The following is a 26,468-nucleotide window of genomic DNA, read 5'->3' as shown; positions in this document are numbered from 1 at the left end:
TTCGATGCGGCGAGGTCAGTGCCTGTACTGGCCGGTGGAGAACTCCATCACCCAGCCGATCACGCCGTAGATCGAGACGATGATGCCCAGGGCGAAGATCCACCAACCCGCAGCAACCCCCAGGAACACCAGGGCGGCACCGAGGGACGCCCACAGGGGCCACCAGCTGTAGGGCGCGAAGCTGCCCTGCACACCGGCCTCGTCCTCGACCTCCGCGTCCAGACGGTCCTCCGGACGGGTCCCGAACTTGCGGTTGTTGAGCGTGAGGTACGTGCCGATCATGGCTGCCAGTCCGGACAGCGCCAGGATGGCCGGGAACCCGACGGGCTCGATGCCGAGAGGCTCGTACAAACCGGTGAGAAGGCCGTACATGATCGCCACGATCAGGAAGAAGACCGCGAGGATCCAGAAGATGCGCGCTGATGCTCTCATGTCAGTTGGTGTCCCTGTTCTGTGCCGGCTCCTGATTCAGCATGTGGTCCTGCGCGCTGACCTCCGGGTGGTGGAGGTCGAAGGCGGGACGCTCGGAGCGGATGCGCGGCAGCGAATGGAAGTTGTGACGCGGCGGCGGGCAGGAGGTGGCCCACTCGAGCGAGGCGCCGTAGCCCCACGGGTCGTCCACGAAGACCTTCTCGCGCTTGATGTGGGTGAGCACCACGTTGAGGATGAACGGCAACGTGGAGGCACCCAGGATGAACGCCCCCACGGTGGAGAGCTGGTTCATCCAGCCGAAGCCGTCCTCGGCGAGGTAGTTCACATAGCGGCGGGGAGCACCCATGACGCCCAGCCAGTGCTGCACCAGGAACGTCATGTGGAAGCCGATCATCAGCATCCAGAAGTGGATCTTGCCGATCTTCTCGCTGAGCTTGTAGCCGAACATCTTCGGCCACCAGAAGTAGAAGCCGGCGAACATCTCGAAGGCGACGGTCCCGAAGATCACGTAGTGGAAGTGGGCCACCACGAAGTAGGTGTCGGAGATGTGGAAGTCGAGCACCGGGCTGGACAGGATCACGCCGGTGAGCCCACCGAAGAGGAACGTGGTTAGGAAGCCGAGGGTGAACAGCATCGGGGTCTCGAAGGTGATCGACCCCCTCCACATGGTGCCCACCCAGTTGAAGAACTTCACGCCCGTGGGCACGGCGATCAGCATCGTCATGAAGGCGAAGAAGTCCAGCATGACTGCGCCCGTGGTGTACATGTGGTGGGCCCACACGGTCACGGACAGGGCGGCGATCGAGATGGTGGCGCCCACCAGCGTCTTGTAGCCGAAGATCGGCTTGCGGCTGAAGGCCGGGATGATCTCCGAGGCGATGCCGAAGAACGGCAGGGCGAGCACGTACACCTCGGGGTGGCCGAAGAACCAGAACAGGTGCTGCCACAGCACCGGGCCACCGTTCTCAGGGTTGAAGATCTGCGCCTCGAAGCGACGGTCAGCGCCGAGCGCCAGCAGCGCGGAGGCCAGCGGCGGGAACGCCATCAGCACCAGAACGCCCGTGATCAGCACGTTCCAGGTGAAGACCGGCATGCGGAACATCGTCATGCCGGGCATGCGCATGCAGATGATCGTGGTGATGAAGTTGACCGAGCCCAGGATGGTTCCGAAGCCCTGCAACGCCAGTCCGAAGACCCACAGATCACCGCCCAGCCCGGGGCTGAACGTGGTGTCGGCCAGGGGCGCGTAGGCGAACCAGCCGAACGAGGCCGCGCCCTGCGGGGTGAGGAAGCCGCCCACGGCGATCAGCGAACCGAACAGGGTGAGCCAGAAGGCGAACATGTTCAGTCGCGGGAACGCCATGTCGACGGCGCCGATCTGCAGGGGCACCAGGTAGTTCGCGAAGCCGTTGAACAGCGGGGTGCCGAACATCAGCAGCATGATCGTGCCATGCATGGTGAACAGCTGGTTGTACTGGTCCTTGGAGACCACGACCTGAAGGCCGGGCTCCCACAGCTCGGCGCGGATCATCAGCGCCAGCACACCGCCGAAGCAGAAGAAGGCGAAGGCCATGCCCATGTAGAGCAGACCGATGAGCTTGTGGTCCGTGGTGGTCAGCAGATCGAAGATCTTGTTCCCGCGCTTGTGCTCACCGCGCTGCTCGAAGCGTGCGGGCACCTGACGGGTGGTGGTGGTGGGGGCGCTCACTGGTCGTTCTCCTCAGCAGGCGGGGTGGTGGTGCGCTCGGCGTTGCGGGGGTGTGCCTCGTCGTAGCGCTCGCGCATCGACCAGTCCTCCTCGTTGCGGTTCAGGTCCACACCGAGCTGGCCGGTGTAACCCTGCTCCTCGAGCTCCTGCATGCGCTGGTCGAACTCCTCCTGGGAGACCACGTGCACGTTGAAGAGCATGTCCGAGTGGTACTCGCCGCACAGCTCGGCGCACTTGCCCGCGTAGACGCCCTCACGTGTGGGAGTGATCTGGAAGCTCGTGGTGTGGCCGGGGAACATGTCCTTCTTGTAGAGGAAGTCCACAACCCAGAAGGAATGGATCACGTCGCGGGAGTCGAGCTGGAACTCGACCGTCTGGCCGACGGGGAGGTACAGCACGGGCAGGGCCTCGGCTGCGCCCTCCTGGCCGGTCTGGAAGGACTGCACGCCAGCGGGCTCGTGCACATCGTGCTCGACGTAGTTGAAGTCCCAGCTCCACTGCTTGGCCACCACGTTGACGGTCAGGTCGGGCTCGGCCACGTGGTGCTCGATCTCGCGCACGTCGCGCTGGGTGAAGTAGAAGAGGGTCATGATCATGACTACGGGCAGCAGGGTGAACATCAGCTCCAGCGGCACGTGGTAGCGGAGCTGGATCGGGTAGCCGACGTCGTCCTTGCGGCGACGGTAGGCGATGGCGCACCAGATGGTCAGTCCCCACACCAGCAGGCCGACCAGGACCAGCACGGACCAGGAGCCCACCCACATCTGGGTGATGCGCTCGGTGTGGTTGGTGACCTGGCCGTCGTTGTAGCCGGGGAGGTACCCGCGCAGCTGCTCGTCGGTGCAACCGGTGAGCAGCAGCGCCGCGAGGGCCGCGCCTGCTGCCGCCGCGCGGCGTCGACGCCGCGGACGCTGTGTGGCCTGGGGGATCACTGAGGATGACCTTCCGCTCGTTCCGTGGGCCCCTGGGGAGGGGAGCCGGTGCTCGGTGGGCTGCCGCCCGCGGTGCCGTTCCCTCGCGGGAAGGCCAGGACCAGGACTTTCTGCGGCCCCGACACTTGACGGCACCCCGTCATCATACGCGTTCTGCGAGCGTCCGGGACCAAAGGCACGCTGGGCGGGCGGCCCTGGACGCGCACTGTGAGGTGCGGCTCAGGCGAAGGAGTCGCCGCAGGCGCAGGAGCTCTGCGCGTTGGGATTGTCGATCGTGAAGCCCTGCTTCTCGATGCTGTCGGCGAAGTCGATCACGGCACCGGTGAGGTACGGGTTGCTCATCTTGTCCACCACCACCTCGACGCCATCGAAGTCGACGGTGAGATCGCCGTCCATCAGGCGCTCGTCGAAGTAGAGCTGGTAGATGAGACCGGAGCAGCCGCCCGGCTGCACCGCGATGCGCAGGCGGAGGTCATCGCGCCCCTCCTGCTCGAGCAGAGAGTTCACCTTCGCGACGGCGACGGGCGTGAGGGTCACGCCGTGGGCGGCGGACGGGCGCTCGGTGGCGATGGTCATGGAGGTCCTCCTCGGAGAGCTGATGTGTCACAAGCCTACGCCGCTCGATCGGGCGGTGGCCGGGGCGCGGGGGCGATGCGGCTCACCCTCGCGGTGCTGCGGCTGCTGTCAGAGCGCCCCGCGGAACGTGGCCAGCAGCAGCACTCCCCCGTAGCCCAGTACGGTGCCGAGGATCAGCGCGGTGGCGGCATCCCGCTCCCGGCCGGAGACGACGGCGGCGAACGCCCCCATCACCACGGCGATGACCACCAGCGCCCCCCACCACACGAGGAAGTACCCGGCGAGGAAGCCGAGCACGAGCCCGCCGAACAGGGCGGGCACCGTCAGGATCGAGACGGTGGGGCTGGCTCCCGGCTCTCGCCCGCTGCGGTCGTGGGGATGGGTCACGAGGCCCTGCCCAGAGCACCCGCGCCGCGCAGCAGCAGCGCCTCGGCCAGGCACACGCGGGCGAACTCCCCCAGGTGGAGCGATTCGTCGATGCCGTGTGCCCGCGATTGCGGATCCTCCACCCCCGTCACCAGCACCTCCGCGTCGGGGAAGACCTCCAGCAGATCGGCGATGAAGGGGATGGAGCCGCCCAGCCCGGTGTCCACGGCCTCGGTGCCCCAGGCGGTGCCGAGCGCCGCTCGCGCGAGGGCGGTGGCGGGGGTGTCCTGCTTCGCCTGGTAGGGCTTGCCCTCCTCGCCCTGGTGGATGGTCACCTGTGCGGTGGGCGGCGTGTGCGCCTCCAGATGCCTCGCCAGGGCCTCCATGGCGGCGGCGGGCTCCTGGCCGGGCGGGATGCGCAGGGAGATCTTCGCCCGAGCCGCGGGGATCAGGGTGTTGGAGGCCTCCTTGACGGCGGGTGCATCGATCCCGATCACGGACAGTGCGGGCCTGGTCCACAGCCGGGCGGCGATACCACCGGTCCCGGACAGGGCGAGGCCGGCGGGGACCCCTGCATCTCGCCTGTAGTCGGCCTCTCGCATCTCGACGGCGGGGTCCGCGGCGCGGACCAGGCCCTCGACGGCGACCTCGCCGTTCCCGTCGTGCAGGGTGGCGATCAGGCGGGAGAGCTGGGTGAGGGCGTCCAGGACGGGTCCACCGAACAGCCCGGAGTGCACGGCGTGCTCGAGCACCCGCACCTCGACGGTCAGGTCCACCACACCGCGCAGGCTGGTGGTCAGGGCGGGGGTGCCCACGTCCCAGTTGGCCGAATCCGCCACGATGATCAGATCGGCGGCGAGCTGCTCGCGGTAGGCCTCGATGAACGGGCGGAAGGTGGGCGAGCCGCACTCCTCCTCCCCCTCCACGAAGACGGTCACCCCGATGCCGTCGGCGGCCAGCTGCTCCCCGACCAGGCGCAGGGCGGTCACGTGCGCCATGACGCCGGCCTTGTCGTCGGCGGCCCCGCGGCCGAACAGCCGATCGCCCCGGCGGGTCGGTTCGAACGGGGCGCTGGACCACGCCTCGACATCCCCGGTGGGCTGCACGTCGTGATGGGCGTACAGCATCACGGTGGGCATGCCCTCCCGGGCAGGGGTGCGGGCGATCACCGCCGGTGCACCGTCCCCCACGGACTCGATCGAGACCTCCTGCAGGCCGGCATCGCGCAGCAGGTCCGCCACAGCCTCGGCGCTGCGGTGCACGGGCTGGCGGTCGTAGCCGGGGAACGCGATCGAGGGGATGCGCACGAGGTCCTCGAGATCCGCGATCGCCTGGGGCAGGAGCTGCTGGAGCTGCGCGTCCAGCGCGGAAGGATCGGTGTCAGGGCCCCACGGTGCCGTGCCGCTTCCGGCATCGCTCCGGGGACGGGACGGGATGTGATCGTCAACTCCGTTCATGCCTGCCACCGTACCGCCCGGACGCGTCCCAGGTGACCCCGCCTAGAATGCCCCGGTGATCTTCCGCAAGTCCCAGCCCCCCGCCCAGCCCGAGCCGGAGCCGCAGCCCGTCAGGCCCGGTTCGAAGGGTCGGCCCACCCGCAGCCGCCGCGAGGCCGAAGCCGCCCGGCGCCGTCCGCTGGTGGTCACCGACCGCAAGGAGGCGCGCCGGCGGGACCGGGAGCGTTCCCAGCGGGAGCGGATGAACGCCCAGCAGGCGCTGATGACCGGCGACGAGAAGAACATGCCGATCCAGCACCGCGGGCCCGAGCGTCGCCTGGTGCGCGATGTCGTCGACTCCCGGCGCAATCTCGCCGAGATCTTCTTCCCGGTCGCCCTGGCCTTCATGCTGGTGGCACTGGTGCTGCCGCTGGTCAGGCCTGACCTGTACATGGTGATGAGCACCGGCATGATCATCGTGCTGTGGGGCGGGATCATCGCCTGCGTGGTGGACTCGGTGTTCCTGCGCAAGCGCCTGCGCGCCGTGCTCACCGAGCGCTTCGGTGACGTGGAGAGGGGACTGGTGGGATACGGCATCATGCGCTCGATCCAGATCCGCCGCTGGCGACTGCCCCGGCCCATGATCAAGCACGGTGAGGCTCCGCGCGGCTGACGCGCACCGCCCGTCGGCACGAAGCCCGCCCGGATCCCCGGGGGGGCTTCGTCGTGCTCGGGGTCGCTGCGAGCTCAGGCCTGCTGGTCGCCGCCCGTCGGGCCCGCCTCGGCGCTGTCCTTCGCCTCCTTCTTCCTCGCGGGAGCTGCGGGCTTCGCGTCGATGCCGGCCTCCTTGCGCTGCTGCGGGGTGATCGGTGCCGGGGCCTGCGTGAGCGGGTCGTAGCCGCCGCCGGACTTCGGGTACGCGATCACCTCGCGGATCGACTCCACACCGGACAGCAGTGCCACCACGCGGTCCCAGCCGAAGGCGATGCCGCCGTGGGGCGGGGCACCGTAGGCGAAGGCGTCCAGCAGGAACCCGAACTTCTCCTGGGCCTCCTCGGGGCTCAGTCCCATCACCGCGAACACGCGCTCCTGCACGTCGCGGCGATGGATGCGGATCGAGCCGCCGCCGATCTCGTTGCCGTTGCACACCAGGTCGTAGGCGTCGGTGAGGGCGGCGCCCGGGTCGGTGTCGAAGGTGTCGAGGTACTCGGGCTTGGGTGCGGTGAAGGCGTGGTGCACAGCGGTCCAGGCACCGGAGCCGACGGCGACGTCGCCCGCGGCGACAGCGTCACCGGCGGGCTCGAACATGGGGGCGTCCACCACCCACACGAAGGAGAAGGCGTCGTGGTCGATCAGGCCCAGTCGCTCGGCGATCTCTGCCCGCGCGGCCCCCAGCAGGGCGCGGGAAGGCTTGGGCTCGCCGGCGGCGAAGAACACACAGTCGCCGGGCTCGGCGCCGACCTTCTGCGCGAGCCCCTCCTTCTCCTGCTCGGAGAGGTTCTTGGCGACCGGCCCGCCGAGGGTGCCGTCCTCCTGCACCAGCACGTAGGCCAGACCCTTGGCGCCGCGCTGCTTGGCCCACTCCTGCCAGGCGTCGAGCTGGCGGCGCGGCTGGGAGGCACCTCTGGCCATCACCACGGCACCGACGTAGGGCGCCTGGAACACCCTGAAGGGGGTGCTCGCGAAGTACTCGGTCATCTCCGTGATCTCGAGGTCGAAGCGCAGGTCGGGCTTGTCCGAGCCGTAGCGGCGCATCGACTCCTCATAGGTGATCCGCGGGATGGGGGTGCTGATCTCGTGCCCGGCCAGCGCCCACACGCTCTTCACGACGCCCTCGGCCATCGTGATCACGTCCTCCTGGTCCACGAAGCTCATCTCGATGTCGAGCTGGGTGAACTCGGGCTGGCGGTCCGCGCGGAAGTCCTCGTCGCGGTAGCAGCGGGCCAGCTGGAAGTACTTCTCCACGCCGCCCACCATCAGCAGCTGCTTGAACAGCTGCGGGGACTGCGGCAGCGCGTACCAAGAGCCGGGGGCCAGGCGCGCGGGGACCAGGAAGTCCCGGGCGCCCTCGGGGGTGGACCGGGTGAGGGTCGGCGTCTCCACCTCGACGAAGCCGTCGTCCAGGAGGGTCTCGCGCGCGGCGCGGTTGGCGTCCGAGCGCAGGCGCAGGATGCGAGCCGGGCCGGGCCTGCGCATGTCCAGGTACCGGTAGCGCAGACGGGTCTCCTCCCCGACCTCCGTGTGCTCGTCGAGCTGGAAGGGCAGCGGGGCAGAGGCGTTGAGCACCTCGACCTCGGTCGCGGTGACCTCGATGTCGCCGGTGGCCAGCTGCGGGTTCTCGTTGCCCTCGGGGCGGCGATCGACCGTGCCGATGACCTTCAGCACGTATTCGTTGCGCAGATGCATGGCCTCGTCCTCGCGCACCACCACCTGGGCCACCCCGGAGGCGTCGCGCAGGTCCAGGAAGGTCACGCCGCCGTGATCACGGCGGCGACCGATCCATCCGGTGAGGGTGACGGTCTGTCCGATGTGCTCCGGGCGGAGCTCGCCGGCGAGATGGGTGCGCAGCACGAGAAGTCCTTCATCACTAGGGGCGGGTACCGCGGATCCGGTGCGACCGGGCATCCGGGTCCGCGAGGCGGCACGGGCCGCCGGGGCCCAGCGTACCGCGCAGGGTGAGCGACATCGCCGGACGCACCCCTATCCCGGGGGCAGCCCCGCCCGTAGACTGTCACCTCGTCCGACCTGCGGTAGTGCGGGTCCACCCGCCCGTCGCCGTACGAGCACCGCCCTGCGCGACTCGCCGGGCTCCACCCCCACCGCCGAAGGACTTCATGACCGACGCTGCCCCTGCCCCCGAGTCGACCGACGACACACCCTCCCCCGCCCAGACCGGTTTCGACGACCTGGGGCTCTCGGCTCCTCTGCGCCGCGCCGTCGCCGAGCTCGGCTTCGAGCGGCCCTCCCCCATCCAGGTGCAGACGATCCCCGCGCTGCTCAGCGGGCGCGACGTCATCGGCGTCGCCCAGACCGGCACCGGGAAGACGGCCGCCTTCGGACTGCCGCTGCTGTCCGCCATGGATCCGGCGGAGAAGTCCGTCCAGGCGATCGTGCTGACCCCCACCCGCGAGCTCGCGATGCAGGTGGCCGATGCGATCACGTCCTTCGCCACCTCGATCGACGGTCTGGACGTGGTCGCCGTCTACGGCGGCTCCCCCTACGGCCCGCAGGAGAAGGCACTGCGCCGCGGCGTGCAGGTGGTCGTCGGCACTCCCGGGCGCGTGATGGATCACATGAAGCGCAGCACGCTGCGCCTGGACGGCGTGCGCTTCGCCGTCCTCGACGAGGCCGACGAGATGCTCCGCATGGGATTCGCCGAGGACGTGGAGGAAATCCTGTCCCACTCCCCCGCCACCCGCCAGGTGGCGCTGTTCTCGGCCACCATGCCTCCAGCCATCCAGAAGGTGGCCTCCGAGCACATGGACGACCCGGTCCGGGTGAGCGTCTCCCCGCAGTCCTCCACCGTGGACAGCGTGCACCAGAGCTACGCCGTGGTGCCGTTCCGGCATCGCACCGGTGCCCTGGCCCGGGTGCTGGCCACCACCGATGCGGAGGCCGCGATCGTGTTCGTGCGCACCCGCGCCGCTGCCGAGGAGGTGGGCTCCGAGCTGGTCTCCCGCGGCCTGGTCGCCGCGAGCATCAGCGGCGACGTCCCCCAGAAGGAGCGCGAGAAGATCGTCGAGCGCCTGCGCGACGGCTCCCTGAAGGTGCTGGTGGCCACCGACGTCGCCGCGCGCGGTCTGGACGTGGAGAAGATCGGCCTGGTCGTCAACTTCGACGTCCCGCGGGAGCCGGAGGCCTACGTGCACCGCATCGGCCGCACCGGTCGTGCCGGCCGCAGCGGTCAGGCCATCACCTTCATCGGTCCTCACGAGAGGCGCGCCCTGCGGGCGATCGAGAAGGCCACCCGTCAGACTCTCGAGGAAGCGCAGGTCCCCTCCCCGCGGGACGTGTCCAAGCATCGGCTGCAGGCCCTGCTGGGCAAGGCACCCGAGCGCCTGGAGCGGGGCCGCCTGGAGCTCTACCGCGAACTGATCGGCGAGTTCCTGGCCGAGAAGGAGCTCGATGCCGTGGAGCTGGCGGTCGCGCTGGCGGCAATGGGTGTGGGCGACGACGGCCCCGGCACCGTCACCGAGGACGAGGAGTTCACCGGCGCCACCCTCACCGGCCGCGATCGCGGCCGTGACCGCGGTGAGGACGAGCGGCGGCCCGCACCGCGCACCGAGAAGGGCTACACCGCCTACCGCATCGGTGTGGGCCACACCCACGGGGCGCGACCGCCGGCCATCGTCGGGGCGATCACCGGCGAGGGGAACGTGAACGGGAAGGACGTCGGCAAGATCTCGATCTTCGGCAGCTTCTCCCTGGTGGAGATCCGCGGTGGGCTCAGCTCGCAGCAGCTGGCCGCGATCGGCTCGGCGAAGGTGGGCGGCCGTGAGCTGCGCATCGCCGAGGACACCGGACCCCGTCGCGACCGCCGCCCGGCCGGCGACCGTCCGTTCCGCCGCGACGGCGACCGCTCCTTCACGAGGGACGGCGACCGCGGGTTCCGCCGGGAGGCAGATCGGTCGCTGCGACGCGACGGTGCCAAGCCGTGGCACCGCGAGGGCGGGGGCTCCCGCTTCGACTCCAAGCGCCGCTCCGGTTCGTTCCGTCGGCACGAGGGCAACGGGGACTGACGGCCCACCACGGGCCGCTGCGAGCGTCGCAGCTCGCAACCGGCCCCGGAGACGCGCCGAGGCCCGCATCCGATCGGATGCGGGCCTCGTGTCTCGTGGAGGAGCGGGGCTCGTCAGCCCTCCTGCTGCTCCTGCGCCTCGGCGTAGGCCTTGCGCACCTGGTCCATGTCCAGGTTCTTCACCTGGCCGATGAGGTCCTCCAGTGCCGACTGCGGCAGGGCCCCGGCCTGCGAGAACACCGGGATGCCCTCGCGGTAGGCGACCAGCGTGGGGATGGAGGTGACGCCGTAGCGCATGGCCAGCTGCTGCTGGTCCTCCGTGTCCACCTTCGCGAAGGTGACGTCGGTGTGCTCCTCGGCGGCCTTCTCGAAGATCGGGGCGAAGCGCTGGCAGGGAACGCACCAGCCCGCCCAGAAGTCGATCAGGACGATGCCGTCCTCGACGGTCGTGTCGTGGTTCTCAGCGGTCAGGGTGACTGTAGCCATGCCAGGACGAACGACGGGCGGGGCCGGCAGATTCCTTACCCGCACGCCGCGTGAGCCAGTTCACATCGGTCAGGCCCCGTCGGCCGGGACGATCCGCACGGTGCGGTCCTTCGCCGGCGGCTGCCAGGTGGCGACGTCGGCGGAGGACTGCTCACCGCTGCGGATGTCCTTGACCTCGTGCTCGCCGTCAGCGGAGGGGAACCACACGAAGGGGATCCCCCGTCGGTCGGCGTAGCGGATCTGCTTGCCGAGCTTCGCGGCAGTGGGGGCCACCTCGCACGGGATGCCGCGGGAGCGCAGCGCGCGGGCGACGGCGTCGCTGTCCGAGCGGGAGCCCTCGTCGGCCACCGACACCAGCACGCAGGTGGGGACAGGCCGGGTGGCGCGCACCATCTGCGCCGAGAGCATCCGCGCCACCAGGCGGGAGAGCCCGATGGACAGCCCCACCCCGGGGTAGCTGTGGCGGTTGTCGGTGGCCAGGGAGTCGTAGCGACCGCCCGAGCAGATCGAGCCCAGTCCCTCGTGCCCCTCGACGAAGCTCTCGAAGACGGTGCCCGTGTAGTAGTCGAGGCCGCGGGCGATCGAGAGGTCCGCCAGGATGACACCCGGGACGGCTGCCTCCACCCGTTCCACCACAGCGGTGAGCTCCTCGATGCCCTCCTCGACCATCTCGCCGCGGCCGCCGAGCTCGCGCACCTGCTCGGCGAAGGAGGCGTCACGGGTGCGGATCTGGGCGAAGGCGAGGCACGCGTCGGCCTGCTCGATGCTGGCGCCCGCCTCCCCCAGCAGCAGGTCGCGCACGGCCTCCTCGCCGATCTTGGGGAGCTTGTCGAGAGCGCGCAGAACGGCGGTGTGGTCCTCCAGGCCGATCGAGCGGAAGAAGCCCTCGGACAGCTTCCGGGTGTTGGCGTGGATGGTGACCGCGGGCAGGGGCAGGCGGGCCAGGATCTCGGCCATCACCACGGCCACCTCGGCCTCGATGTGGCCGGGCAGGGTGTCCTGCCCGATCACGTCGAGATCTGCCTGGTAGAACTCTCGGAATCGGCCGTCCTGGGGGCGCTCGCCGCGCCACACCTTCTGCACCTGGTACCGGCGCAGCGGGAAGGCGAGGTCGTTCTGGTGCTCGAGGACGTACCGGGCCAGGGGCACGGTGAGGTCGAAGTGCAGGCCCAGGGTGCGCGCCGGGTCGGATCCCGCCCCGGCGGCCGAGGCGTCCTCGTCCTCGGCGTGCAGGCGGCGCAGCACGTACACCTCCTTGTCGATCTCCCCCTTGCGCAGCAGCTGCTCGAGCGGCTCGACCGCGCGGGTCTCGATGCCGGAGAACCCGTGCAGCTCGGCGACCTCGCGGAACACGTCGATGACGTGCTGCTCGACAAGGCGCTCGGAGGGCAGCCATTCGGGGAATCCGGACAGGGCGGAGATCTTCGCCACGGGATGCACTTCCTTCACGGGAGACGGTCTTGGACGGGCCCGACCATTATGGCCCCGGCGAGGAGACGGATGCGGAGCGGATCACCTGCCGAATCGCTGTAGAGTTCCCTCTCGTGGCGCTCCCCTTCCGGAGCGCCGCGACAGCCCCGGCCGTCCCGGTGACGGCCCGTCCCGCCCCGCAGCGGATCAGATCGAAGGAGCTCAGTCGTGAGCGAGTCCGAGACCCCCGTCCCCCCGCAGGCCGCACCATCGGCGAGCCCGAAGCCCCGAGCGGTCCCCCGCCCCTCACCTCGACCGGGCGCGCCCTCCCCTGCCGCTCTGGCCGGCAAGAAGCCCTCGGCTCCCCTGCTCCCCGCGGTCCCCCCGCCCGCGCAGTACGACGAGGCGGCGATCGCTGCGGCGCGGGAGTTCGGCTCCGTGGCCGAGGACGGCACGGTGACGGTGCAGGACGGGACGCAGGTGCGCACGATCGGCACCACCGCCGAGGCCGACCGCGACAAGGCGCTGGAGCCCTTCGCTCGGGCATACCTGGACCTGGTGGCCTTCCTCGATCTCACCGAGAAGAGGCTCGCGGCACCGGAGCACACCCAGAACGATCTGAACCGTCTGCTGGAGAACCTTCGCAAGAACATGAAGGAGCCTCAGGTGGTCGGTGACATCCCGGCCCTGCGGGCGCGGGCACACGATCTGCGCGAGAACGCGAAGTCGAAGATCCAGGCCCTGGAGGCGGAGCGGGTGGCCGCTCGGGAGGAGGCCACGGCGCGCCGCACCGAGTTCGTCGAGTCCATCGAGGCGCTGGTGGCGACCGATCCCTCGCAGATCTCCTGGAAGAGCGCCGGGGAGACCATGCGTCAGATGGTCCCCACGTGGAAGACGATGCAGTCCGAGGGTGTGTCGCTGGACCGCCCCACCGAAGAGGCGCTGTGGAAGCGGCTGTCCTCGGCCCGGGCCTCCTTCGATCGCATGCGCAAGCAGTTCTTCTCGCAGCTCGATGAGAAGCACGGCGAGGCCGCACAGGTCAAGGAGCAGCTCATCGCCGAGGCGGAGTCGATGAAGGACTCCACCGACTGGGGGCCGACCGTCCGCGCCTACAAGGACCTGATGGACCGGTGGCGCAGGGCTCCCCGGGGCAGCCGCAAGAAGGACGACGCCCAGTGGGCCCGCTTCAAGGCCGCCCAGGATCACTTCTTCGCCGCCCGCAACGAGGACCTCAAGGCCACCGAGGGCGAGCAGAAGGAGAACCTGAAGGCCAAGGAAGCACTGCTGGCCGAGGCGCAGGCCATCGACCCGAAGCAGGACCTGGAGGGCGCCAAGTCCGCGCTGCGCTCCATCCAGGACCGCTGGGAGGAGGCAGGGAAGGTGCCACGCTCGGACATGCACCGCATCGAGGACGGCCTGCGGGCCGTCGAGCGCGCGGTGCGCAAGGCCGAGGAGGACGAGTGGCGCCGCACCGACCCTCGCACCAAGGCGCGTGTCGAGGGTGCGTCCTCTCAGCTGCATGCGGCCATCTCCGGCTACGAGGAGGCGCTGGAGAAGGCGAGGGCCTCCGGTGACCCGAAGCGGATCGCAGAGGCCGAGGCCGCCCTCGAGGCCCGCAAGGAGTGGCTGGCGGTCATCGAGCGCTCGGCTCGCGACCTCGGCTGAGCGAGGATCCTCCCCACCGCAGCCCGTCCACAATCGGCCGGTCCCCATTGTCGGGGCCGGCCGGTTGCGTCATCGTCGGGGCATGGACCCCCTAGGCGACGACGCTCCCTGTGCGGCATGGTCGCAGCATGCGGCGGAGCTCGCCGTCCCGCTCGCCGCCGAGCTGCAGGCCTGGCCCGAGTCCCCCACCATGGACTCCCTGGTCGCCGACGGCTACCTGCAGCGCATCGTGCCGGGCGTGTTCGTCCCGCCCGATGTCCTGAGCAGTGCACTCCGGCGCGCTCTGCTGCTCGGCGCTGCCATCGGGCCACAGCTGCGCTCCCACCACGTGATCGCCGGCGAATCCGCTGCGTGGGTGATCCTGGGCGGGACGCCACCGGCGCCGGCCCGGTTGCTGACGCCGGCGCACCGAAGCCGCGTGGCAGGGGTCCGGGTCGCGCACGCCTCGTTCAGCTCCGGTGACGTCGAGACCGTCGGCGGCGCGCCGGTGACCTCGCCGGTGCGCACAGCCCTGGACCTGCTGCGCTTCGCCGACGCCACGACCGCCGCTCGCTGCGTACGGGCCCTGCTGGAGTCCGGCCACGTCACCGAGGCGGAGGTCGAGGGTCAGCTGCACTCCCTCGGCCACTACTACCTCACCCGGACCGCGCACCGACGGCTGGAGGCCCTGCTGACCGGGACACCTCCCCTCGCGCCGCCCGCGCCCGCTCAGGAGGCCGAGAGCGGGGCGGCCGCGGAGACCGGCTTGCCGTCGGCCGTGACCCGGTAGACGTCGTACACGCCCTCGACCCGCCGCACCTGCGCCAGCACCGACTGCAGATGCGCCGGATCCGCGAGCTCGAAGGAGAAGTACCCGGTGGCCAGGCGATCGTCGTGGGACTGGGCGGAGGCTGACTGCAGGTTCACCTGCTGCTCGGAGATCACCAGGGCCAGATCGGTCAGCAGGCGGGAGCGGTCCAGCGCTTCCACCTTGATGTGCACCAGGTAGGCCGATCCCATCCGGCCCGACCAGTGCACGTCCACCAGGCGGTCGGGCTGGTTCTGGCGCAGCTGCTCCGCATTGCCGCAGCTGGTGTGGTGCACGGAGATGCCGGAACCCCGGGTGACGAAGCCGATGATCGGATCACCCGGCACGGGAGCGCAGCACTTGGCCAGCTTGACCCACAGGTCCGTCTGTCCGTCCACCACCACGCCCTGGTCGGTGTCGGAGACGTGCCGCTGCGCCCGGGAGGGTCGCGAGCGGGCCTTCGATGGCAGCGCCATCTCGGCCACGTCCTCGGCGGCGCCGTCGGACCCTCCGAAGGTGGCCCGCAGCTTCTCCACCACGTTCTGCGTGCCCACATGGCCCTCGCCGATCGCGGTGTACAGGGCATCGACCGAGCCGAGGTTGAGATCCGAGGCCACCGTGGCGAGGGTCTCGTGGGTGAGCAGTCGCCGCATCGGCAGGTCCTGCCGGCGCAGCGCCTTGGCGAGATCCTCCTTGCCCTTGTCCAGGGCGCCCTCGCGGCGTTCCTTGGAGAACCACTGGCGGATCTTGGTGCGCGCGCGGGCGGACTTCACGAAGCCGAGCCAGTCCTGGCTGGGGCCCGCACCGGGCGCCTTGGAGGTGAACACCTCGACCACGTCGCCCGTGTTCAGCGTGGACTCCAGCGACACCAGCCGACCGTTGACCCGCGCCCCCATGGTGCGGTGCCCCACCTCGGTGTGCACCGAGTAGGCGAAGTCCACCGGGGTGGATCCCTGGGGGAGGGCCAGCACGTCCCCCTTGGGGGTGAAGACGTAGACCTCCTGGGTGTTGATCTCGAAGCGAAGGGAGTCCAGGAACTCCCCGGAGTCGGTCGTGTCCTTCTGCCATTCCATCAGCTGACGCAGCCACGTGGCCTCGTCGCTGATGGGGCGGGGCGAGGAGCTGCTGCCGGCCATCGCCTTGTACTTCCAGTGGGCCGCGACGCCGTACTCCGCTCGTCGATGCATCTCCCAGGTGCGGATCTGGATCTCCACCGGCTTTCCGGTGGGCCCGATCACCGTGGTGTGCAGCGACTGGTACAGGTTGAACTTGGGCAGCGCGATGTAGTCCTTGAACCGCCCCGGAACGGGCGACCACCGCGCGTGCAGGATCCCCAGCACGCCGTAGCAGTCCCGCACCGTGTCCACCAGCACGCGCACGCCCACCAGGTCGTAGATGTCGGCGAAGTCCCTGCCGCGCACGATCATCTTCTGGTAGATCGAGTAGTAGTGCTTGGGACGGCCCGTGACCTCCGCCTTGATCTTCGCCTTGCGCACGTCCTCCCGGATCTGCCGTGAGACTGCGGAGAGGTGCTGCTCCCGCGCCGGGGCGTGCTGGGCCACCAGCGCCACGATCTCCTCGTACACCTTGGGGTACAGGGCCTGGAAGGAGAGGTCCTCCAGCTCCCACTTCATCGTGTTCAGGCCCAGCCGGTGCGCCAGCGGGGCGTAGATCTCCAGGGTCTCCTTGGCCTTGCGCTCCGCGGAGGCCGCCGGGACGTACTTCCAGGTGCGCGCGTTGTGGACGCGGTCGGCCAGCTTGATCAGCAGCACCCGCACGTCGCGACTCATCGCCACGATCATCTTGCGCACCGTCTCGGCCTGGGCGGCCTCCCCGTAGGTGACCTTGTCCAGCTTGGTGACGCCGTCCACCAGCACGGCGATCACCTCGCCGAAGTCCTCACGGAGCTGGTCCAGGGAGTAGTCGGTGTCCTCGACGGTGTCATGCAGCAGGGCGGCCGCAATCACCTCGGCGGGAGAGCTCAGCTCGGCGAGGATGGTGGCGACCGAGACCGGGTGGGTGATGTACGGGTCACCGCTCTTGCGCATCTGCCCGCGGTGGGCGCGCTCGGCCACGCTGAAGGCGCGCTGGATCAGCGCCAACTCCTCCTTGGAGCGGCCAGGCGCGAAGGTCTCGAGCAGCGGGACCAGCAGCGGGGAGGTGCTGGAGGCAGGCCGGGAGCCGAAGAAGGACAGACGGGAGCGGCCGCGCCGCGGGGGGACGGCCGGGCCTTCAGAAGCGGACGCAGGGCTCGACGGCGAGGAGGCAGGGCTCAAGGGCGACCTCTCGGAGGCCCGCCCCACGGCGCCCTCGGGTACGGTGCGGTCCTGCACTGCTCACCTCCTGCCTGAGACGGTCAGTCTACGCTCGCAGCGGTGCAGGTCGGACCCGCGTCCACGGGCAGCCGGGTCTCAGTTCGGGATCGACCAGACCGTGGTGATCGGGACGTCAGGGAGCCGTTCGCGGCCCTGCAGCCCCTCCAGCTCGATCAGGAACGAGGCACCCAGCAGCTCCACACCGAAGGTGCGCGTGAGCTCCACCGTCGCGGCCGCGGTGCCGCCGGTGGCGAGCAGGTCGTCGACCACCAGGGTGCGGGCCCCCTCGGGCAGGGCGTCCTTCTGGATCTGCACCTCCGCCGAGCCGTACTCCAGGTCATAGCGCAGGGAGGCAGGGGCGCCGGGGAGCTTGCCGGCCTTGCGCACGGGCACGAATCCGGCTCCGAGCTCGTAGGCCAGCGGCGCACCGAGCACGAACCCGCGCGCCTCGGTGCCCACGATGTACTCAATGTTCTCCGGGAGCATGCCCACCCAGTACTCGATGACCGTGCGCAGCGCCTTCGCGTCGCGCAGCAGCGGCGTGATGTCCCGGAACAGCACTCCGGGCTCCGGGAAGTCGGGGTACTCGGCGATATGGGTGCCGAGCAGGTCGGCGACCTGCTGGGCGAGGTGGTGGTCGGCGGTCATGGCTGTCCTCGTCGTGGTGCGTTCCGACGCCGACGTGAGGTGCGGCGCGGCTGGTATCGGGTGCGGTCGGCGGTTGCGGAGTGCGGCGCATCATCCGATCGGTCCTCGGTCGGCGCGGCGTCCGTGCCCTCGGCGACCTCGGTGTCGACATCATCCGGGTCGCGGTCGGCGGCCTGTTCGACATCGCGCTCACCGGTGTCGGCCTCGACGTCGGCCGGGTCCTCGGCTCCCGGGTCCTCGGCGTCATACCCACCGCGGACGCGGCGCGTGTGGGCGACGATCTCCGGCTCCCGACGCCGCAGGTCCACCAGGAACCCGGGGGCCAGCAGGATCGAGGAGTAGGTGCCGGCCAGCATGCCGACGAACAGCGCCAGGGAGATGTCCTTCAGCGTGCCCGCCCCCAGCACGAAGGCGCCGATCGCCAGGATCGCGCCGACGGGGAGCAGGGCGACCACCGAGGTGTTGATCGAGCGCACCAGGGTCTGGTTGGCGGCACGCTCCACCTGTTCGGCGAAGGTGAAGCGGTGCTGGGAGGTGAGGTCCTCGGTGTTCTCGCGCACCTTGTCGAACACGACGATCGTGTCGTACAGGGAGTAGCCGAGGATGGTCAGGAAGCCGATCACGGTGGCCGGGGTGATCTCGAAGCCCACCACCAGGTACACGGCGATGGTGAGCGCCATGTCGTGCAGCAGCGCCAGCATCGCGGCGATCGAGGTCTTGAGGTTGCGGAAGTACAGCGCCATCGTCAGGGCCACCAGCGCCAGGAACACGGCGACGCCCCGCAGCATCTTCTGAGTGATGTCGCTGCTCCACACCGGTCCCACGAAGGAGGTCGAGACGTTCGAGGTCTCCACCCCGTACCCCTCGGCGAGCTCCTGGGCCAGGGTGCTGGTCTCGGCGGGATCCAGCTGCTCGGTCTGCACCCGCAGGGTGTCCTGGCCGAGCACCGAGATCTTGGGCTCGTTGGTGGGCACGTGCTCGCGCACGATGTCGCGGGCCACGGCCTGATCGGCATCGCCCACACCGGCGATCTGGAACTCCGATCCCCCGGTGAACTCGATTCCCAGGGCCGGGCCGCGCAGGGCCCCGATGGTGCCCAGCACCAGCAGCACCACGGCGCTGAGCAGGTACCAGGTGCGGCGTCGACGCACGAAGGGGAAGGAGCGAGTCCCGTCGTGCAGGGAGTTGCCGAAGGAGGACAGTGCGGTGGTCATCGGTTCTCCTCCCCGGTCGGATCTGAACCTCTGCTGGGCGGATCCTCCTGCGCGCTCTCCTGGGCACGCAGTGCCTTGCGCTCGGCCAAGGTGAGCCGCGGCTCCGGCTCGACGGCCCGGGAGCCGCGCCCGCGGGGCCGGGTCTCGCTCAGCGTGCGCACCCGCCCTCGGCCGGCGTAGGCAGGCACGCTGCGGCCCAGCATCGCGGGGTCCAGACCGCTCATCGGGTGCCCCTTGCCGAAGAACCGGGTGCGCACGAGGGTCTGCAGCAGGGGGTGGGTGAACAGGAACACCACCATCAGGTCCAGGATCGTCGTGACGCCCAGCACGAAGGCGAATCCGCGCACACCTCCGGTGGACAGCGCGTACAGCACCACCGCGGCAATCAGGTTCACCGCGTCTGAGGCAAGGATGGTCTGGCGCGCACGGGCCCAGCCGTGATCGACGGCGGAGACGATCCCGCGGCCGTCGCGGATCTCGTCCCTGACCCTCTCGAAGTACACGATGAAGGAGTCGGCGGTGAAGGCGATCGAGACGATCAGGCCCACCACTCCCGCCAAGGAGAGCCGGTAGCCGATCTCGGGGATGTTGGAGAGCACCGTGAGGATGCCGTAGGCGAGCGTCCCCATGACGATCAGGCTGCCTGTGGTGACCACCGCCAGGGCCCGGTACTGACCGATCGCGTAGAGCACCACCAGCGCCAGCCCGATGAGACCGGCGATCAGGCCCTTCTCCAGCTGGTCCGAGCCGAGCGTGGCGGAGATCTGCTGCTCGGAGGCGACCTCGAACTCCAACGGCAGCGCGCCGAAGCGCAGCTGGTCCGCGAGCTGGGAGGCCTGCTCCTGGGTGAAGTTGCCGGAGATGGAGGCCTCACCGCCCGGGGAGGGCTCCTCCACGGTGGGGGCGGAGATGACCAGGCCGTCCAGGACGATGGCAAAGGCCGTGGTGGCGCCCTCGCCGCCGTAGAGCGCCTGCGTCATGTGGGAGAAGGACTGGGCGGCGGCGTCCTGGAAGCGGATGTTGGTGACGAAGAAGCCGGTGGGCTGCCCGGTGGGGGTCATGTCGGAGCCCACGCTGGCATCGCGCACGGCAGAGCCGGCCACCACCTGGGGGCCGAGCACGAACTTCTGGGTGCCGTCGGGGTCGCAGGCCACGACCGGCTCATCCGGTGCGGCCTGGGAGACCCGCTCCTGCTGAGCGGCCGGGTCGGTGCAGTCGACCGTCATCAGCTCGTTCTGGATCTCGGCGGTGAGCCAGTCCATCGACCACGCGGGGTACGGCAGGTCGTCCTGACCGGGAGCGGTGGGCGTGGGCGCCATCGAGGGATCAGTGCCCACCAGGGGGTCGAACTGCAGGGCGCTGGGATCGGCGGGCGGCTGGGAGGTCTCGCCGCTGCCGGCGTCACCACCGGCATCGGAGGCGCCCGCGTCCGAGCCGCCGCCGTCGGAGGGAAGCGCCTCCCCGGTGCCCTCGGGTGCGACCACGCCCAGCACCGGGCGGAAGCCCATGGCGGCCGTCTGCCGCAGGGCCTCGGAGGTGGCCTGGTCCATCGTGCCCGGTACGTCGATGACGATGTTGGTGCCGCCCTGCACGGTGATCTCGGTCTCTGCCACACCCATGGCGTTCACGCGCTGGGCGATGATCTGCCGGGCCTGCTCCATGGCGTCCCGGTCGATCGGCGAGCCGTCACGGGAGGTGGCCTGCAGGATCACCTGCGTACCACCGGCCAGATCGAGGGACAGGGCCGGTGCCGGGTGCCAACCGCCCCACTTCGTGCCGGCGGCGATACCACCGCCCAACAGCAGGATCAGCACCGCGAGTGCGGCAAGAGCTAGACGGCGCAGGGGCATGGAGCGCGGTTCCTCAGGACGACGGGCAGGTCAATGCGACGGGCAGGGCAGCGGGAGGCGCTGGGAGACGGCTGATCAGGCGATGATCAGCGCTCGCGGCGATCCTGTTCGTACCCGTCGCTCTCCGAGGTCCCGGACGGGTCCTCGCGACGAACGCTGTCATCGTACGGCGTGGAGAAATCGTCCGAGACCGCCGAGGGAGCGGGGTCGACGCGCTCCTGGTCCTCCAGCGCCGGGTCCAGCCGATCGGCCTCGGCGCCATCGGCGGTCGCGGCCTCCGCGGCCGGGCCGGTGGGCTGGGCGAGACCGGAGATCGCGCGGCGGTCCCACTTCATCTGGGCCCCGTTCTCCGTCTCCAGGATCACCTGGTCGCCGAACTCCTCGACGATGATGCCGTAGAAGCCCGAATGCGTGCGCACCTCGTCGCCGACGCCCAGCTGGGACACCGCCTCCATCTGCTGCCGCTGCATCTTGCGCTGACGGCTGGAGAGCCAGACCATCGGCAGCATCAGCAGGGCGAACATGAACAGGAGCGGGAGCAGGGATTCCACAGGGTTCCTTCCGACGGGCGGCCCGGGAGCAGTGGTCAGGGGGCGAAGCGCACAGCGGTGCCCGGGTCGGGCCGCCCCACTCTACCGCTCCGGGATCAGAAGCGACCCAGCGGCGGCGTGGTGCCGGTCTGCGGCTCCGGGGGTGCAAGCCCCAGATGGCTCCACGCCGAGGGTGCCGCGGTGCGTCCTCGCGGTGTGCGCACCAGGAAGCCCTCCCGTACCAGGTAGGGCTCGACCATGGTCTCCACCGTCTCGGTCTCCTCCCCCACGGCGACGGCGAGGGTGGACAGCCCCACCGGTCCCCCGGCGAACCGTGTGCACAGGGCACTGAGAACGGCGCGGTCCAGCCGGTCCAGCCCGCGCTCGTCGACCTCGTACACCCGCAGGGCCTCGCGGGCCGCCTCCAGGTTCAGGGTGCCGGTGCCGCGCACCTGCGCCCAGTCCCTGACCCGCCTCAGCAGACGGTTGGCGATGCGGGGGGTGCCGCGGGAGCGGGAGGCGATCTCGGCGGCGGCCTCGTCCTCCAGCTCCACCTCCAGTCGCACAGCGGAGCGCCGTACCACCTCGCGCAGCTCCCCGGGCCCGTAGTAGTCCAGGTGCCCCACGAAGCCGAACCGGTCGCGCAGCGGAGCGGGCAGCAGGCCCGCCCGGGTGGTGGCACCCACCACGGTGAACGGGGGCAGGTCCAGCGGGATCGCAGTGGCGCCCACCCCCTTGCCCACCACCACGTCCACCCGGAAGTCCTCCATGGCGATGTACAGCATCTCCTCGGCGGGCCGTGCCAGGCGATGCACCTCGTCGATGAACAGCACCTCGCCCTCGTCCAGGGAGGAGAGGATCGCGGCGAGGTCCCCGGCGTGCTGCACGGCCGGCCCGGAGGTGATGCGCAGGGGCGCGGACAGCTCGGCGGCGATGATCATCGCCAGGGTGGTCTTGCCCAGGCCCGGAGGGCCGGACAGCAGCACGTGCTCCGGGGTGCGGCCGCGGCCGGTGGCGGCCTCCAGCACCAGCGAGAGCTGATCGCGGACCACCTGCTGGCCCACGAACTCCTCGAGCCGACGAGGTCGCAGCGCCGCCTCGGCGGCACGTTCGGGGGCGACGGCATCGGGGTCGGTGAGGTGCCCGGGATGCTGGTCCTCGGCGCCCTCCTCGAACCTCTCGCTCACACCCGCGCCCCTCTTAGCGCTCAGGCCCTGGTCATTGCTCGCGCTCATCGGGCGCTCGCCAGTCCGCGCAGGGCGCTGCGCAGCAGGGACGCAGCATCCAGGTCGGAGCCCTCGCCCTCGCGGGCGGTGGCGACAGCGCCGGCAGCGGCCTTCTCCGGCCAGCCCAGGCCCACCAGGGCCTCGATCACATCGGCGTCGATCCCGCCTCCGCCGGCGGCGGCCGGCGACCCTGCCGGGGCGGTGGTGCTCGCCGGCGCCCCGCTGGGGGTGGCGAGCTTGCCGCTCAGCTCGAGGATCATCCGCCCGGCGACCTTCGGCCCGATGCCGGGTGTGCGGGTGATGGTGCGAACGTCCTCCTCGGCCACGGCCCGGCGCAGCTCCTCCGGCTCCAGCACCGCCAGCACCGCCAGGGCGATGCGGGGACCGATCCCGGAGACCGACTGGACGATGCGGAAGATCTCCGTCTCCTCGGGGTGGGGGAATCCGTACAGGGTCAGCGAGTCCTCGCGCACCACCAGCTCGGTGTGGAGGGTGAGCTCGGCACCGTGGCGGGTGGAGGCCAGGGCCTGCGGCGTGGTGCGCACCAGATAGCCGATGCCGCCCACCTCCAGCACCAGCGCGTCCAACTCGATGCGGGCCACGCGCCCGGTCAATGAAGCGATCACGCGGCCACCCTAGAACGAGTGTTCGATCAGAAGCGGGAGGTGGAGGACTCCCGGGCGCGTCGGGCCGCGCGCTCCGCCTCCGCCCAGCGGGCCTGGGCGCTGGTGCGCGCCCCGCCGGTGGAGTCCAGCCGCACCGGCCCGGGCCCCCGCCACAGCTGGGTGAGCGCGATCGCGACTGCGTCAGCGGCATCGGCGGGCTTGGGCGGGGCGTCCAGGCCCAGCAGCTTCACCAGTACGGCCTGGATCTGCTTCTTGTCGGCGCGGCCGTACCCGGTGACCGCGGCCTTGACCTCCGAGGGCGTGTGCATGGCGATCGGGATGCGCCGCTCGGCGGCGAGCAGGATCGCGATCCCGGACACCTGAGCGGTGCCCATCACGGTGGAGGTGTTGTTCTGACTGAACACGCGCTCGACAGCGACCACGTCCGGGGCGTGCTCCTCGATCGACGCGCGCAGCCCGCGGGAGATGGCCAGCAGGCGCTGGTCGATCGGGTCCTCGCTCGAGGAGCGCACCACCCCGGCGGCCACCAGCGTGGCACGTCGACCCCCGGCGGAATCCAGCACGCCGATGCCGCAGCGGGTCAGCCCGGGGTCCACCCCCAGCACACGCAGTGACATCGGCGTGCGGACCTCAGTCCTCGTCCTCGAGCTGTGCGGCGACCTCGGCGGGGATGTCCACGTTGGAGTAGACCTCCTGCACGTCGTCGCTGTCCTCGAGCGCGTCGATCAGCTGCAGCACCTTCTTCGCACCGTCCAGGTCCACGGGGGTGCGCATGGTGGGCACGAACTGGGCCTCGGCGCTGTCGTAGTCGATGCCCGCCTCCTGGAGCGCGGTGCGCACCGCCACCACATCGGTGGCGGCGGAGTGGATCTCGAAGGTCTCCCCCTCCTCGAGGATCTCCTCCGCACCGGCGTCCAGCACCACCTCCAGCAGGTTCTCCTCGCTGAGGTCGCCCCGAGGCACGGTGACGACGCCCTTGCGCTCGAAGAGGTAGGAGACCGAGCCGGAGTCCGCCATGTTGCCGCCGTTGCGGCTGAAGGCCAGACGCACCTCGGAGACCGCGCGGTTCTTGTTGTCGGTGAGGCACTCCACCAGGACGGCCACCCCACCGGGGGCGTAGCCCTCGTACATGAGGGTCTCGTAGTTGACGCCGCCGCCGTCGAGCCCGCCGCCCCGCTTGACGGCACGGTCGATGTTGTCGTTGGGGACGGAGGTCTTCTTGGCCTTCTGGATGGCGTCGAACAGGGTGGGGTTGCCGGCCGGGTCGGGGCCGCCCATCCGGGCTGCCACCTCGATGTTCTTCACCAGCTTGGCGAACAGCTTGCCCCGCTTGGCGTCCAGAGCGGCCTTCTTGTGCTTGGTGGTCGCCCACTTGGAATGCCCGGCCATCGTTCTCCTCCCGATCACGTGCGTCCTGTCGGCGGCCCATTCTACGGGGCGGCCCTCGACCTCGGCCGCCAGCGGTTCCTTGCATACGCCGTGGACCGCCGCTCGCGCGGGGATGACCTCAGGCGCGGACGGCGGGGGCAGCCCGACCCGAAGCAGCGGCGGCCCCATTCGCAGCCGGCGGGGTCACCTCGCGCACGACGGGCGCGGTGAGGGCGCCGATCAGGCGACGATCCGCGGTGATGATCTCCAGCAGCTCGCGCTCGCGCATGCGGGATCGCCGAGTGGGTCTGCCGAACAGGACGCTGTGGCGGTCCAGAGCCAGCTCGACGGCCGCTTGGATCAGATCGCGCATGCCCATGCGCGCCAGAGCCCCGTGGCGACCCGCCCACTTCTCCGCCTTCCGGCGCCGCCGCATCGACAGCAGCATGGTCACCTCGTCGGGTGAGAACCATCCCGCCCTGCCGTATTCGCTGAGCTGGCGGCGCAGGATGCGGCGCTCGCGCACCCGCAGCCAGATGGCGATGGCGGCCAGCAGCACGAAGATGGGCACCTGGACGGTGAGGTAGTAGCGTAGGAACCCGGCGAGCGGGTCGGCGGGGTCGACCTCGATGAAGAAGGTCGAACCGTTCCACAGGGCGTGCAGCACCATTCCCAGCGAGAGCCCGCCGATGCCCAGGCCGAAGTACAGCATCAGCGACCGGCGCTCCGCCGCGATCCCCAGACCCAGGCCGCACAGCGCGGTGAAGGACACATGGGCGAAGGGCGAGAGCAGGCCGCGCAGGTAGAAGGTCTGCCAGAACACGGCCACCTCCCCCATCGCCTGGGCCTGGTGGAAGGATTGCCCGAAGTACAGGATGTTCTCGGTGAAGGCGAAGCCCCCCGCGATCAGCGCCGCATAGACCACGCCGTCGATCGGGCCGCCGATGAAGCGCCGCCCCCAGCACAGCAGAGCGATCAGGCCCAGGGACTTGGTGAACTCCTCGACCACGGGGGCCTGGATCACCGCACCCAGGAACTCGGCGGTGATGGCCTCGGGCTCGGTGGGGCTGATCCAGGCGGTGAAGAAGCCGCCGAAGAAAAGGGTCAGGCCCACGGACCCGGCAGCGCCCCAGATGAACGCATAGACCAGGGTGAGGCGGGGCTGGGGGGTGTAGCGGTCGAGCCACCAGATCGCCAGCAGCACGATCGTGACCGGCACCAGGGCAGCGGTGAACGCCACCAGCGAGGTGCCGAAGCCGAGCGGCCTGATCGCGAAGAGGTAGACACCCGCGGCCACCAGCAGCAGCCCCAGGATGGAGCCTCCCCATACGAGCCACTGCAGCCAGGCGCGCCGCCTGCGCACCCGTGGCGTCCGTCCATCGCCGAGCCTGACCGGGCCGCGGGGATCGACACGATCGACGTCGTAGCCGTAGCCGTCGTTGTGGGGGACTGGACGCGGCGGGCCCTGACCGTCGCGCCGAACCGGGCCGGGTGCTCCTCGCGGTGGCAGCGGACCGGGCTGTTGCCCGGGGGCCCCGGCGGGGGTACGCGCGGGAGCGTCAGTGCGGTTCATCCTGTGCTCCCCTCCCCCGAGTGATCGCCGTGGCACCTGGCGCGCGGTGACCTGGGCCGCGGCCATGGTAGCTCAGCGCCGTGCCCCGGCAGATCAGCGCCATGCCTCGGCATAGAGCCGCCGGGTGTCCGCCAGCATGATCGGCACGGCCTTGGTGCGACCTACGATGGGCAGGAAGTTCGCATCCCCCATCCAGCGCGGGACCACGTGCTGATGCAGATGGGCGGCGATGCCGGCCCCTGCCACTGGCCCCTGGTTCATGCCCAGGTTGAAGCCTGCGGGGTTCGAGACCTCGCGGATCACGCGCATCGCGGTGCGGGCGATCTCGGCGACCTCGAGCACCTCGTCCTGGGTGAGCTCCGTGTAGTCCGCGACGTGCCGATAGGGGCACACCAGCAGGTGCCCGGAGTTGTACGGGTACAGGTTCAGGATCGCGTAGGCGCTCTGACCGCGGTGCACGATCAAGGCGTCCTCGTCCGAGCGCAGCGGGGCGGTGCAGAACGGGCACTGACGGCCGTCGTCCGGGTCCTCGGGCTTGTTCTCGCCGCCGATGTAGGCCATCCGGTGCGGGGTCCACAAGCG

General features: G+C 70.3%; 24 protein-coding genes. 4 read left to right on the top strand and 20 right to left on the bottom strand.

The features are described from left to right. Positions 1-15: 15 nt before the first annotated feature. The 6 genes from M3B01_RS10280 to M3B01_RS10255 all read right to left on the bottom strand — a co-directional run bounded on the left by M3B01_RS10280 (position 16) and on the right by M3B01_RS10255 (position 5,471). Positions 16-432: a cytochrome c oxidase subunit 4 gene (locus M3B01_RS10280; protein ID WP_259791849.1), complete on the bottom strand. Its 417-nt coding sequence runs from the start codon at positions 430-432 to the stop codon at positions 16-18. 1 nt (position 433) lies between these two features. Further along, positions 434-2,140: a cytochrome c oxidase subunit I gene (gene ctaD, locus M3B01_RS10275; protein ID WP_193866218.1), complete on the bottom strand. Its 1,707-nt coding sequence runs from the start codon at positions 2,138-2,140 to the stop codon at positions 434-436. Then, positions 2,137-3,072 (bottom strand): cytochrome c oxidase subunit II, encoded by a 936-nt coding sequence (gene coxB / locus M3B01_RS10270; RefSeq protein ID WP_259791847.1) that lies wholly within the window; start codon positions 3,070-3,072, stop codon positions 2,137-2,139. Before coxB ends, ctaD begins: the two co-directional genes overlap by 4 nt. 219 nt (positions 3,073-3,291) lie before the next feature. After that, complete coding sequence (gene erpA, locus M3B01_RS10265; protein WP_193866216.1) at positions 3,292-3,648, bottom strand: iron-sulfur cluster insertion protein ErpA; 357 nt, start codon at positions 3,646-3,648, stop codon at positions 3,292-3,294. Between the two features lie 108 nt (positions 3,649-3,756). Then, on the bottom strand, positions 3,757-4,035 hold the full coding sequence (locus M3B01_RS10260) for a hypothetical protein (protein ID WP_193866215.1): 279 nt from the start codon (positions 4,033-4,035) through the stop codon (positions 3,757-3,759). Further along, entirely contained in the window at positions 4,032-5,471 is a 1,440-nt protein-coding gene (locus M3B01_RS10255; protein WP_259791845.1) for a dipeptidase, read from the bottom strand. Before M3B01_RS10255 ends, M3B01_RS10260 begins: the two co-directional genes overlap by 4 nt. A 55-nt stretch (positions 5,472-5,526) precedes the next feature. Between M3B01_RS10255 and M3B01_RS10250 the strand changes: the two genes are divergently transcribed. Further along, positions 5,527-6,123: a DUF3043 domain-containing protein gene (locus tag M3B01_RS10250; RefSeq protein ID WP_193866213.1), complete on the top strand. Its 597-nt coding sequence runs from the start codon at positions 5,527-5,529 to the stop codon at positions 6,121-6,123. A gap of 74 nt (positions 6,124-6,197) precedes the next feature. On the opposite strand, the gene aspS is transcribed toward M3B01_RS10250, so the two are convergent. Continuing rightward, positions 6,198-8,021, bottom strand: coding sequence for an aspartate--tRNA ligase (gene aspS / locus M3B01_RS10245; RefSeq protein ID WP_193866212.1), 1,824 nt, complete (start codon positions 8,019-8,021; stop codon positions 6,198-6,200). Positions 8,022-8,284: 263 nt separating this feature from the next. Here aspS and M3B01_RS10240 point away from each other — a divergent pair, with 263 nt between their 5' ends. Beyond that, the gene (locus tag M3B01_RS10240; protein WP_259791842.1) at positions 8,285-10,189 is read left to right on the top strand and encodes a DEAD/DEAH box helicase; all 1,905 of its coding nucleotides are present in this window, start codon (positions 8,285-8,287) and stop codon (positions 10,187-10,189) included. A gap of 113 nt (positions 10,190-10,302) precedes the next feature. On the opposite strand, the gene trxA is transcribed toward M3B01_RS10240, so the two are convergent. Continuing rightward, entirely contained in the window at positions 10,303-10,674 is a 372-nt protein-coding gene (trxA, locus tag M3B01_RS10235; RefSeq protein ID WP_193866210.1) for a thioredoxin, read from the bottom strand. A gap of 69 nt (positions 10,675-10,743) precedes the next feature. Then, the gene (gene hisS / locus M3B01_RS10230) at positions 10,744-12,105 is read right to left on the bottom strand and encodes a histidine--tRNA ligase (protein WP_193866209.1); all 1,362 of its coding nucleotides are present in this window, start codon (positions 12,103-12,105) and stop codon (positions 10,744-10,746) included. A 207-nt stretch (positions 12,106-12,312) separates the two neighbouring features. Between hisS and M3B01_RS10225 the strand changes: the two genes are divergently transcribed. Then, entirely contained in the window at positions 12,313-13,749 is a 1,437-nt protein-coding gene (locus M3B01_RS10225; RefSeq protein ID WP_259791839.1) for a DUF349 domain-containing protein, read from the top strand. Between the two features lie 82 nt (positions 13,750-13,831). After that, on the top strand, positions 13,832-14,518 hold the full coding sequence (locus tag M3B01_RS10220; RefSeq protein WP_259791837.1) for a hypothetical protein: 687 nt from the start codon (positions 13,832-13,834) through the stop codon (positions 14,516-14,518). Here the strand turns inward: M3B01_RS10220 and M3B01_RS10215 are convergent. The 11 genes from M3B01_RS10215 to M3B01_RS10165 all read right to left on the bottom strand — a co-directional run. Next, positions 14,458-16,812, bottom strand: a complete 2,355-nt coding sequence (locus M3B01_RS10215) for a bifunctional (p)ppGpp synthetase/guanosine-3',5'-bis(diphosphate) 3'-pyrophosphohydrolase (RefSeq protein ID WP_311203221.1) — start codon at positions 16,810-16,812, stop codon at positions 14,458-14,460. The genes M3B01_RS10220 and M3B01_RS10215 overlap by 61 nt on opposite strands. 135 nt (positions 16,813-16,947) lie before the next feature. Then, on the bottom strand, positions 16,948-17,499 hold the full coding sequence (locus M3B01_RS10210; protein ID WP_259791835.1) for an adenine phosphoribosyltransferase: 552 nt from the start codon (positions 17,497-17,499) through the stop codon (positions 16,948-16,950). Next, a complete protein-coding gene (gene secF / locus M3B01_RS10205) occupies positions 17,496-18,713 on the bottom strand; it encodes a protein translocase subunit SecF (protein ID WP_259791833.1) in 1,218 nt (405 codons plus the stop codon). The genes M3B01_RS10210 and secF overlap by 4 nt, the downstream gene beginning before the upstream one ends. After that, a complete protein-coding gene (gene secD, locus M3B01_RS10200; protein ID WP_259791831.1) occupies positions 18,710-20,563 on the bottom strand; it encodes a protein translocase subunit SecD in 1,854 nt (617 codons plus the stop codon). Before secD ends, secF begins: the two co-directional genes overlap by 4 nt. 86 nt (positions 20,564-20,649) lie before the next feature. Beyond that, positions 20,650-21,114, bottom strand: a complete 465-nt coding sequence (yajC, locus tag M3B01_RS10195; RefSeq protein WP_259791829.1) for a preprotein translocase subunit YajC — start codon at positions 21,112-21,114, stop codon at positions 20,650-20,652. Positions 21,115-21,209: 95 nt separating this feature from the next. Next, complete coding sequence (gene ruvB / locus M3B01_RS10190; protein ID WP_396123357.1) at positions 21,210-22,328, bottom strand: Holliday junction branch migration DNA helicase RuvB; 1,119 nt, start codon at positions 22,326-22,328, stop codon at positions 21,210-21,212. After that, positions 22,325-22,945 carry a Holliday junction branch migration protein RuvA gene (gene ruvA / locus M3B01_RS10185; protein ID WP_193866202.1) on the bottom strand — a complete coding sequence of 207 codons (621 nt, stop codon included), beginning with the start codon at positions 22,943-22,945 and terminating at the stop codon, positions 22,325-22,327. The genes ruvB and ruvA overlap by 4 nt, the downstream gene beginning before the upstream one ends. 26 nt (positions 22,946-22,971) lie before the next feature. Then, entirely contained in the window at positions 22,972-23,562 is a 591-nt protein-coding gene (gene ruvC / locus M3B01_RS10180; RefSeq protein ID WP_259791825.1) for a crossover junction endodeoxyribonuclease RuvC, read from the bottom strand. 13 nt (positions 23,563-23,575) lie between these two features. Then, positions 23,576-24,334, bottom strand: coding sequence for a YebC/PmpR family DNA-binding transcriptional regulator (locus M3B01_RS10175; RefSeq protein ID WP_259791822.1), 759 nt, complete (start codon positions 24,332-24,334; stop codon positions 23,576-23,578). A gap of 118 nt (positions 24,335-24,452) precedes the next feature. Continuing rightward, entirely contained in the window at positions 24,453-25,886 is a 1,434-nt protein-coding gene (locus tag M3B01_RS10170; protein WP_259791820.1) for a PrsW family intramembrane metalloprotease, read from the bottom strand. 93 nt (positions 25,887-25,979) lie between these two features. Continuing rightward, positions 25,980-26,468, bottom strand: a 489-nt coding sequence (locus M3B01_RS10165) for an HIT domain-containing protein (RefSeq protein ID WP_259791817.1), incomplete at its 5' end; no start/stop codon positions are given.

Origin of the sequence: Brachybacterium sp. p3-SID957 (assembly GCF_025144775.1) — a bacterium.
GTDB classification, from domain to species: Bacteria; Actinomycetota; Actinomycetes; order Actinomycetales; family Dermabacteraceae; genus Brachybacterium; species Brachybacterium epidermidis.
Note: the sequence above shows the minus strand (reverse complement) of the source record. Positions and strands in the feature narration are given on the sequence as shown.